This is a genomic window from Mesobacillus sp., from assembly GCF_057785455.1.
Genome location: NZ_JBYNSB010000034.1, coordinates 112,771 through 122,674 on the forward strand (window position 1 = coordinate 112,771; position 9,904 = coordinate 122,674).

11 protein-coding genes are annotated in these 9,904 nt (G+C 41.4%); 9 read left to right on the top strand and 2 right to left on the bottom strand.

Going from position 1 to position 9,904, the window contains the following annotated elements:
* The first annotated feature begins 74 nt into the window (after positions 1–74).
* The 5 genes from AC3EBE_RS13775 to lpdA all read left to right on the top strand — a co-directional run bounded on the left by AC3EBE_RS13775 (position 75) and on the right by lpdA (position 6,280).
* Positions 75–746 carry a YkyA family protein gene (locus AC3EBE_RS13775; protein WP_488595613.1) on the top strand — a complete coding sequence of 224 codons (672 nt, stop codon included), beginning with the start codon at positions 75–77 and terminating at the stop codon, positions 744–746.
* Between the two features lie 609 nt (positions 747–1,355).
* A complete protein-coding gene (gene pdhA, locus AC3EBE_RS13780) occupies positions 1,356–2,471 on the top strand; it encodes a pyruvate dehydrogenase (acetyl-transferring) E1 component subunit alpha (RefSeq protein WP_488595614.1) in 1,116 nt (371 codons plus the stop codon).
* Positions 2,472–2,474: 3 nt separating this feature from the next.
* Positions 2,475–3,452, top strand: coding sequence for an alpha-ketoacid dehydrogenase subunit beta (locus AC3EBE_RS13785; protein WP_488595615.1), 978 nt, complete (start codon positions 2,475–2,477; stop codon positions 3,450–3,452).
* Positions 3,453–3,496: 44 nt separating this feature from the next.
* Entirely contained in the window at positions 3,497–4,867 is a 1,371-nt protein-coding gene (locus AC3EBE_RS13790) for a dihydrolipoamide acetyltransferase family protein (RefSeq protein ID WP_488595616.1), read from the top strand.
* A gap of 3 nt (positions 4,868–4,870) precedes the next feature.
* Positions 4,871–6,280 (top strand): dihydrolipoyl dehydrogenase, encoded by a 1,410-nt coding sequence (lpdA, locus tag AC3EBE_RS13795; protein WP_488595617.1) that lies wholly within the window; start codon positions 4,871–4,873, stop codon positions 6,278–6,280.
* 41 nt (positions 6,281–6,321) lie between these two features.
* Here the strand turns inward: lpdA and AC3EBE_RS13800 are convergent, their stop codons facing one another.
* A complete protein-coding gene (locus AC3EBE_RS13800; protein WP_488595618.1) occupies positions 6,322–6,603 on the bottom strand; it encodes a YbbN family protein in 282 nt (93 codons plus the stop codon).
* 312 nt (positions 6,604–6,915) lie between these two features.
* Between AC3EBE_RS13800 and AC3EBE_RS13805 the strand changes: the two genes are divergently transcribed.
* A complete protein-coding gene (locus AC3EBE_RS13805) occupies positions 6,916–7,155 on the top strand; it encodes a hypothetical protein (protein ID WP_488595619.1) in 240 nt (79 codons plus the stop codon).
* A gap of 38 nt (positions 7,156–7,193) precedes the next feature.
* Complete coding sequence (locus AC3EBE_RS13810; protein ID WP_488595620.1) at positions 7,194–8,054, top strand: polysaccharide deacetylase family protein; 861 nt, start codon at positions 7,194–7,196, stop codon at positions 8,052–8,054.
* A 93-nt stretch (positions 8,055–8,147) separates the two neighbouring features.
* Here the strand turns inward: AC3EBE_RS13810 and AC3EBE_RS13815 are convergent, their stop codons facing one another.
* Positions 8,148–8,582, bottom strand: a complete 435-nt coding sequence (locus AC3EBE_RS13815; RefSeq protein ID WP_488595621.1) for a DUF1885 family protein — start codon at positions 8,580–8,582, stop codon at positions 8,148–8,150.
* A 159-nt stretch (positions 8,583–8,741) separates the two neighbouring features.
* Between AC3EBE_RS13815 and AC3EBE_RS13820 the strand changes: the two genes are divergently transcribed.
* Positions 8,742–9,041, top strand: coding sequence for a DUF3055 domain-containing protein (locus AC3EBE_RS13820; protein ID WP_488595622.1), 300 nt, complete (start codon positions 8,742–8,744; stop codon positions 9,039–9,041).
* Between the two features lie 399 nt (positions 9,042–9,440).
* A complete protein-coding gene (locus AC3EBE_RS13825) occupies positions 9,441–9,563 on the top strand; it encodes a GapA-binding peptide SR1P (protein WP_488595623.1) in 123 nt (40 codons plus the stop codon).
* The last annotated feature ends 341 nt before the right edge of the window (positions 9,564–9,904 follow it).

Below are 9,904 nucleotides of genomic sequence, written 5' to 3' on the forward strand. Positions count from 1 at the left end.
CCCCTTCCAAATTAATTGTCAAAACTCGTCGTAATCGCTATAGTAAAATTGGTATCTATGAGGAGGTATTTATTTTGTCCATTATTAAAAAATTCAGTTTGTCCATTATATTGGTGACTGGAATTCTGAGTCTTGCCGGGTGTATGGGCCAGCCGTCACCAGAGGAGAAGATGTTCGAAGCCCTTGAAAAGGTAGTGTCTGTAGAAAAGGGATTTGAAGAACAGCAGGACCCATTAGTTGAATTGGAGAAGCAGGAAAAGAAAATATATGAGCAAATTATTTCTTTGGGAATGAAAGAATATGACCAAATCGTCAAATTGGCGGATGAAGCTCTTCAAATAGCTGAAAAAAGAAGTGAACATATCGAAAAAGAAAAAGAAAGCATCAAGGAATCAGAAAAGGAATTCAAGAATGTCGAAAACATCATGAAAGACATTGAGGATCCTGGACTGGAAAAGCAAGCAAAAGGCCTGCAGAAAACAATGGAAGAAAGATACTCCATCCATGATGAATTGTACAAAAACTATAAACAAGGCATTCAATACGATAAAGAATTATATGAAATGCTGAAGGATAAGGACCTGAGCTTCGAAAAGCTCGAAGAACAAATCAATAAAGTCAACCAGGTATATGAAACTGTCCTGAAAAATAACCAGGCCTTCAACGAAAAGACAGATCAATACAATAAAGAGAAAATGGAATTCTACAAAAAAGCTGGAATCGAAGTGAAAACCGAACAAAAATAAACACCAAACAGCCCGCATCCACGATGCAGGCTTTTTTTTATTGCTCTGACGCATCACCGCGCCGGGGGTCTGACCCCCGGCGCGGTGATGCGGTAAAGGAGTGGGGGTCTGACCCCCAGCGGTTTAAAGCGATGAAGGATTGGTGGGGTGGTACAGTTTGCATCATGGTTGATTTATTATAGTACAGTAATAAATATTTACTAATACAGTTGGCTCGGGTAGATTGCAACATATTGATGGTGAATAAAATTAGAAAAGATAAAACTAAGTATTTGACGGACTTATTTTAGTGATGTAAACTAAAAATCGAATGAGTGAATTGTATTACTTTATTTTTGGTTTTCACTGATACAGGATAAATGCAAGCGAAATAGTTTTTTTATAGTCCATCTGTGGAAAACTAACTAATGGTGTGTTCACAGACACTGATCCGCTGAGTATAGATTATCGGCTTTCATTGTTATGTGTTTCTGCCTATTTAAATAATCTCAATACAAATTTGCTCTCAGATGTATTTAGAAACCCGGGGAAGTTTATCCTGAATTTGGGTAACCTATTTCTGTATATTAATTAAAAAATTATTGAGGAAGAAAGGAAGAGGTGGCTTGTATGGCATCTAAAACAAAAAATAACTCTCTTGATGCAGTTAAGCAGCTCGAGACTATCGAAAGCCAATTCGAGATGTTCCAAATTCTAAACGAAGAAGGCGAGGTCGTGAACGAAGCGGCAATGCCTGAACTTTCAGATGAGCAATTACAGGAATTGATGAAGCGTATGGTCTACACACGTATCCTTGATCAGCGTTCTATCTCTTTAAACCGTCAAGGACGCCTTGGTTTCTATGCGCCAACAGCAGGACAGGAAGCGTCCCAGTTGGCATCTCAATTCGCTCTTGAAAAAGAAGACTTTATCCTTCCAGGATACCGTGATGTTCCACAAATGATCTGGCATGGTCTTCCGCTTACACAAGCATTCTTATTCTCACGCGGCCACTTCAAAGGAAACCAGATTCCTGAAGGTGTAAATGTGATTTCTCCGCAAATCATCATTGGTGCACAATATATTCAGGCTGCAGGTGTTGCATTGGGCATGAAGAAGCGCGGAGCTCAGGCTGTTGCGGTAACTTACACAGGTGATGGCGGTTCATCTCAGGGTGATTTCTACGAAGGTATCAACTTTGCAGGTGCATACAAAGCTCCAGCAATCTTCTTTGTACAAAACAACCGTTTCGCAATTTCAACTCCTGTTGAAAAGCAAACTGCTGCCAAGACAATCGCACAAAAAGCAGTAGCTGCAGGAATTCCTGGAATCCAGGTAGATGGCATGGACCCGCTTGCTGTTTATGCTGTAACTCTTGAAGCTCGTAAACGTGCAATCAATGGAGAAGGCCCTACATTAATTGAAACAATGACATACCGTTACGGTCCTCATACAATGGCTGGTGACGACCCAACTCGCTACCGTACGGCTGACCTCGACAATGAGTGGGAAAAGAAAGATCCACTAGTGCGTTTCCGTAAATTCCTTGAGAAGAAGAATCTTTGGACTGAGGAATTGGAAAACGAAACAATTGAGAAGGCTAAAGAAGATATTAAAGAAGCGATCAAAGAGGCAGATAATACACCAAAACAAAAGGTTACTGACCTGATGTCCATCATGTATGAAGAAATGCCAAACCACTTGCAAGAACAGTATGAAATATATAAAGAGAAGGAGTCGAAGTAAGCCATGGCTCAAATGACAATGATCCAAGCAATTACAGATGCTCTGCGCACAGAGCTGAAGAACGATCCTAACGTACTTGTATTCGGGGAAGACGTAGGAGTTAACGGCGGTGTTTTCCGTGCGACTGAAGGCCTGCAACAAGAATTCGGAGAAGATCGTGTATTCGATACTCCGCTAGCTGAATCTGGTATCGGCGGACTTGCGATCGGACTTTCCCTTCAAGGATACCGTCCAGTACCGGAAATCCAGTTCTTCGGATTCGTTTTCGAAGTAATGGACTCTATTGCTGGTCAGATGGCTCGTATGCGCTACCGTTCAGGCGGAACATATACTTCTCCAGTAACGATCCGTTCACCATTCGGCGGAGGCGTACATACGCCTGAAATGCACGCAGACAGCCTTGAAGGAATGGTTGCACAGCAGCCAGGCGTGAAGGTTGTTATCCCTTCAACTCCTTATGATGCAAAAGGCTTGCTGATTTCATCCATCCGTGATAATGATCCAGTAATCTTCCTTGAGCACATGAAGCTTTATCGCTCATTCCGCCAGGAAGTGCCAGAAGAAGAATACACTATTCCATTAGGAAAAGCAGACATCAAGCGTGAAGGAACTGACCTTTCCATCATTACTTACGGTGCAATGGTCCATGAATCTTTAAAAGCAGCAGAAGAGCTTGAAAAAGAAGGTCATTCTGTAGAAGTAATCGACTTAAGGACTGTAATGCCTTTCGATATTGAAACAATCATTGCATCAGTTGAAAAAACTGGAAGAGCAATCGTTGTACAGGAAGCGCAAAAACAGGCTGGCATGGCAGGACAAATCGTGGCTGAAATCAATGACCGCGCTATTCTTAGCCTTGAAGCTCCAGTTTTAAGAGTGGCTGCACCTGATACAGTATTCCCATTCTCCCAGGCAGAAACTGTATGGCTTCCTAACTACAAAGATGTAATCGAAACAGCTAAGAAAGTTCTTGAATTCTAATCTGTTAATAACAGAAACGAAATTACTTAGGAGGGTGAATTCCATTGGCATTCCAATTTAAGCTGCCAGATATCGGCGAAGGCATTCACGAAGGTGAAATAGTCAAGTGGTTTATTAAACCTGGCGATAAGGTACAAGAAGATGACGTACTTTGTGAAGTACAAAATGATAAAGCAGTAGTAGAAATCCCATCACCAGTTGCTGGTACTGTAGAAGAGGTTTTAGTTGAAGAAGGAACTGTCGCAACCGTTGGACAAGTACTGGTAACTTTTGATGCACCTGGTTATGAAGACTTGAAATTCAAAGGTGACGAAGAAGACCATGCTCCTGCTGAACAGCCTAAGCAAGAAAAAACAGAAGCACAGGTTCAATCTACATTAGAAGCTGGCCAGGATATTAAAAAAGAAGCAACAGAAGCTCCTGCTCCTGCAGCAGGCACTGGCGCTGGCGCAGCTGCTGCACCACAAGTGGACGTAGATCCAAACCGCCGTATCGTGGCTATGCCATCTGTGCGCAAATATGCACGTGAAAAAGGCTTGGATATTCGCCAAGTGCCTGGATCTGGCAAAAACGGCCGAATCGTAAAAGCGGACATCGACAGCTTCTTGAGCGGCGGCACTGCAGCAGCGGCTCCACAAGCTGAAGCACCACAGGCTGCACCAGCTGAAGAAGCACCAAAGGCAGCAGCAGCTCAAGCGATTCCACAAGGCCAGTATCCAGAAACTCGTGAGAAGATGAGCGGAATCAGAAAAGCGATTGCCAAGGCAATGGTTAATTCTAAGCATACAGCTCCTCACGTTACACTTATGGATGAAATTGATGTAACGAAGCTTGTTGCTCACCGCAAGAAGTTCAAGGAAGTTGCTGCTGGAAAAGGAATTAAGCTTACATTCCTTCCTTACGTGGTAAAAGCATTAACAAGTGCACTTCGTGAATATCCAGCATTGAACACATCATTAGATGATGCTTCAAGCGAAATCGTTCACAAGCACTACTACAACATCGGTATTGCTGCTGACACTGAAAAAGGCTTGCTTGTCCCTGTAGTCAAAGATGCAGATCGTAAGTCTGTATTCTCTATTTCAAATGAAATCAACGAACTTGCAGGAAAAGCTCGTGACGGCAAATTAGCTCCAGATGAAATGAAAGGTGCTTCATGCACAATCACAAATATCGGTTCTGCTGGCGGACAATGGTTCACTCCGGTTATCAATCATCCGGAAGTTGCAATCCTTGGTATCGGCAGAATTGCAGAAAAACCAGTAGTTAAGGATGGCGAAATCGTTGCTGCTCCGGTACTTGCGCTATCATTAAGCTTCGATCACCGAATGATCGATGGCGCAACTGCACAGAATGCATTGAACCACATCAAGCGCCTATTGAACGATCCAGAACTATTGTTAATGGAGGGGTAAAAAATGGTAGTAGGAGATTTTCCAATCGAAACTGACACTCTTGTCGTCGGTGCAGGTCCTGGTGGATATGTGGCAGCCATTCGTGCTGCCCAGCTAGGCCAAAAAGTAACTATTGTTGAAAAAGCAAATCTTGGCGGTGTTTGCCTTAACGTTGGATGCATTCCTTCAAAGGCATTGATCTCTGCTGGTCACAGATACGAAAATGCAAAGCACTCTGAAGATATGGGAATCAAGGCTGAGAATGTAACACTTGATTTTTCTAAAGTCCAGGAGTTCAAAGCAGGTGTAGTTAAAAAGCTGACTGGCGGCGTTGAGGGTCTATTAAAGGGCAACAAGATTGACATCGTTAGAGGCGAGGCTTATTTTGTTGATGCGAATACAATTCGTGTTATGGATGAAAATTCTGCCCAGACTTACACTTTCAAAAATGCAATTATCGCTACAGGATCTCGCCCAATCGAGATTCCAGCTTTTAAATATTCCAAGCGTGTGCTTGATTCAACTGGAGCACTTAACCTTCAGGAGCTGCCACAGAGCATCGTTGTAATCGGCGGCGGCTACATCGGTACAGAGCTTGGCGGAGCTTACGCTAGCTTTGGCACAAAGGTAACAATCCTTGAAGGTGCTGACGAAATCCTGAACGGATTCGAAAAACAGATGTCTTCATTGGTTAGCCGCAACCTGAAGAAAAAAGGTGCGGAAATTATCACTAAAGCACTTGCTAAAGGTGTAGAAGAAACAGAAACTGGAGTAACTGTCACATATGAAGCAAAAGGCGAAGTGCAGAAAGTCGAAGCTGATTATGTATTCGTAATGGTAGGAAGAAAGCCAAATACTGATGAACTTGGACTTGAGCAAGTAGGCATTGAGATGACCGACCGCGGTGTTATCAAGATTGACAAGCAATGCCGCACGAATGTAAGCAACATCTATGCAATCGGAGATGTTGTTGAAGGTCCGCCACTTGCGCACAAAGCTTCATATGAAGCTAAAATTGCTGCAGAGGCGATTTCTGGACATCCATCTGAAATTGACTATCTGGCTATCCCGGCAGTCGTATTTTCTGACCCAGAATTGGCTTCTGTTGGATATTCAGAAAAGCAGGCGAAGGATGAAGGCCTTGACATCGTTGCAGCCAAGTTCCCATTTGCTGCCAACGGCCGTGCGCTTTCCCTTAACCAGACAGATGGTTTCTTGAAGCTAGTCACTCGCAAGGAAGATGGGATTGTAATCGGTGCCCAGATTGCTGGTCCGAATGCATCTGATATGATTGCTGAACTTGGTCTCGCGATTGAAGCGGGAATGACTGCAGAAGATCTTGCAATGACAATCCACGCTCACCCAACGCTTGGAGAAATCACTATGGAAGCTGCGGAAGTAGCGATTGGAAGCCCAATCCATATCGTAAAATAACATATAATGAAAAAATCCTTTCCGCTTAGGAAAGGATTTTTTTATCTTTGGTCATTTTCCAGGACGGCCGTCAGCGGCTCGATGATTTGGGCTTTTGAAACACTGCCGTTAACATTTGCGATGACCTCTTCTCCATGGACAACGAGAAGGGCAGGGAACTGGGTCACTTGAAATAGCTCATGATACTTCTTGGCATTTGATGCTGGAATGACTTTCATATTTTTGAATTCATCAGGATATGCTTTCTTTAATTCGAGGATTGCATCATAATAGGATGCCTCATGCAAATAATCTTCTTCATCAGAAAAAAATACTACTTGCATTATATCTCCATTTTGTATTAAATCCTCTGCATCATTTTCTGGGTTACAGGAAGCCGTCAAGAAAAGGAACGAAGCGACAAAAACAAAAGATAGACCTTTCATTTCTCTTTTCCTCACTTTTTTTCGGATTCGTGGAAACACGTTAATGTTTGTCCATATATTATCACAGTAATTTCCAAAAACCCGAGATGTTATTGAAATGTTACATAAATGAAAAATATCCTTGTCAATTGGACATATAATATAAAACAACCTTAGGTTTAGCTTTCATATGTCAGGGAAGAGATAATTTAGTTATTGGTGGTGTAAGAGTTGCGGATGTATACAGTGATCTTGCTGCAATTAATCATTTGGAGTGGGTATACATTTATAGAATGGCTGTCCAAACATGATCATCCGATTTATAATATTATTATGTTTTTAGTTTTTTTCTATCTGGCAATCATCATCGGCAATTACATTATGAAATCAGCCAAAAAGACTTTTCTTATTACAGTCGTCAGCCTGGCTTTATATGCATCATTTCATTTAACGATGTCAATAATTGTGTGAGAGATTGCAGCAGGGAAATGTCAGCAGGAGGGATTGGGTTGAGAATCTATGCAGTTTTAATCGCAGGATTGCTTGTAACGCTGTTAGGAGCCTGTGGGGCTGAAAAAGCGGAGCAGGGAGGCAAGGTTGAAAAAACAGCAGAGATTGAACAGAAACAAAAGCGAAATGTGGATAATGTGGACCAGCAAAGTGAAAAAGCAGAAGGTGAAATTGAGGAAGCATCGGGAAAAGCTAACGAAGCAAAGGTACCCGAAGAGCCTGCTGCAGCTGTACCTGAATACAGAATGAAAGAAGATTTCTCTATTCAAAGCATAAAGAACCCTGCAGAAAAAGTTGTTTTATTGACTATTGATGATGCTCCGGACAAGTATGCTTTAACTATGGCAAAAACTCTGAAAGACTTGAATGTAAAAGCAATCTTTTTTGTCAATGGCCATTTCATTGATACTCCAGAAGAAGGGGAAGTACTGAAACAAATCCATCAGATGGGCTTTCCCATTGGGAACCATACATATACCCACAAGGCATTAAAAGATTTGACGGAGGAACAGCAAAGGCAGGAAATTGTCGGTTTGAATGACAGGATTGAAGAATTGATTGGTGAGCGGCCAAAATTTTTCCGTGCACCCTTCGGTATGAACACAAATTATAGCATGAATCTTGCTGCTGAAGAGAAAATGCTCCTGATGAACTGGTCATATGGATACGATTGGGAAAAAGGCTACCAATCCAGGGATGCTTTAGCCGACATAATGGTCAATACTCCTTTGCTGAGAAATGGCGCAAATTTATTAATGCATGACCGCGAGTGGACTAGCGCTGCTCTTGGTGATATCGTCATCGGACTTCAGAAGAAAGGGTTTAAGATAGCAGATCCTGATTTAATTGAAACACCATAAAAGAATAGCAGAGCCTCTTTTAATTGAAACACCATAAAAGAAACGGCTGCCAACTGCAGCCGTTCTTTTTTGACTTGTCAATAATTGACCATATTATTTTCTTGGGTAGAAATACATGACTCTGCCATTGAATAAATGCAGTTCTCCCTGAAGTTTTTTACCCAAAAACTTACTGAATTCATTCGCTTTTCCTTTATCGCCAGCGGTTGCCGTCGGAGGAAGAGTGACTTGTATGTATGTTTGCTCACGATCAGTTCCATCTTCAGCTGCGATTGTTTCTTTATCTACTCCAATTAATATCGCTGTATAGCGGTCCTGTGAGGACTGCAGATAAAACCAGGTTCCTTTGCCGTCTTCCTTCTCCTTGATTTCATAAGGGAAAGCGGAATTTCCATAATTCCAGCCAACCTGGTCACCAGTTTTAGAGGTGATTTCCTTGTAGTAGTTAAATAAATCCTTTAATTCTTCGGTGGAAATGGCTTGCTGAGTTGATGATGGAACAAGCTTGATATAAGCATTACTAGACATTGTCCAATCCCCTTTTCCAATCTATTCCCCCTCATTTTATCACTCAGGGAAAAACCTTGACAATAGATTAAAAGCTTTTTAACCTGATATGATTTGCCTTTTTTGTGAATATGAATTATAATAATATTCTAAATATTTAATTTAAAAAGGAGGCGGCATATGGAATTATTCGAAAAGCTTTATGATGAACATGAAAAGGTTCAAGTAAGATTCGTAGGGTTCACTACCTATGACACTCGGTATGACTTTGGGATTGTTTATACTAATATGTTTTTCGGTAAACCACTCGTTGTGTGCATGCAGACGGGACGTTCGGCACTCCTCGACCCTAGGGACATTGAAGACGTAGAATACTTACAGAGAGCATTCCATATTGATGAAGTCCGACAGGCTGAAGATCTGGCATTATTCTTCAATGAAGAACTGCCAACAGTTCCATTCCAGACTCAGTACGAATAAAAGCTGTAAAAAGGCAGGCCGAAGAGGGCCTGTTTTTATTTTTGCCTAAATTATACATAGTTGTTTGCAGTCATGCCTGGTGTTTAAAAGCTGAGCTATACAAAGCTATATGCGGTACCTTTTTAAAAAATGGCTCTGTTAAAGCTTAATGTTGCATCTCGGAAAGCTTAGCGCCTGGAACGAAATTCAACAGCCTTGTTTAACAAAGTTAAAAAAATATATGTCATACTAATAAACGTTTAGGAATATAAATGTGTTGGCATTACAAAAAAACACATATCAAAAAATATAAAAGTGTTATACTATTTAGGCTTGAAAAACTAATAAAGTTATATTATTATATATTTAAAGAAACTTAAGCGCTTACAAATTTATCAAAACGAAAAGGGGTTTGAAAAGATGGGTACAATCGTTTGTCAAACTTGCAATTCTACAATTGACCATTTCGAGGATGAAAAAGTTTCAGTTCTTTATTCAAAAAAATGTGATTGCTGCGACCACGAACGCGTTGAGGAAAAATAGAATCAGATAGAAAAAGGCATGCAATGCATGCCTTTTTTATTTTTGGCTCAGTTAAAGCTGAATGTTGATTTTTAAACGCTGTTGATTGTAGTGGAAGGCGCGTAGACTCCTTCGGGATTTAGCGGGCAGGTGAGACCTAGGTAGAAATGGCCTGAGAAGAAAGGCCATTTCTACCCCGCAGAAGCGAAGCGACGAGGAGTCTCACCGCACGCCCCAAGAAAAATTTGCTCTTGAAAAAGCCGGCAATTGGGCTTTTTCATAATTTTTCAGAGGAAAGCGAAGCGCATGGAACGAAAATCAACAGCCTTGTTTAACAAAGCCTTATTTTTAGAAGGAAAATC

What these genes read in the sequence shown, in the direction of transcription:
- pdhA (WP_488595614.1), top strand. Translation starts at nt 1,356, where the DNA reads ATGGCATCTAAAACAAAAAATAACTCTCTTGATGCAGTTAAGCAGCTC.
- AC3EBE_RS13785 (WP_488595615.1), top strand. Translation starts at nt 2,475, where the DNA reads ATGGCTCAAATGACAATGATCCAAGCAATTACAGATGCTCTGCGCACA.
- lpdA (WP_488595617.1), top strand. Translation starts at nt 4,871, where the DNA reads ATGGTAGTAGGAGATTTTCCAATCGAAACTGACACTCTTGTCGTCGGT.
- AC3EBE_RS13800 (WP_488595618.1), bottom strand. Translation starts at nt 6,603, where the DNA reads ATGCAAGTAGTATTTTTTTCTGATGAAGAAGATTATTTGCATGAGGCA.
- AC3EBE_RS13815 (WP_488595621.1), bottom strand. Translation starts at nt 8,582, where the DNA reads ATGTCTAGTAATGCTTATATCAAGCTTGTTCCATCATCAACTCAGCAA.
- AC3EBE_RS13820 (WP_488595622.1), top strand. Translation starts at nt 8,742, where the DNA reads ATGGAATTATTCGAAAAGCTTTATGATGAACATGAAAAGGTTCAAGTA.
- AC3EBE_RS13825 (WP_488595623.1), top strand. Translation starts at nt 9,441, where the DNA reads ATGGGTACAATCGTTTGTCAAACTTGCAATTCTACAATTGACCATTTC.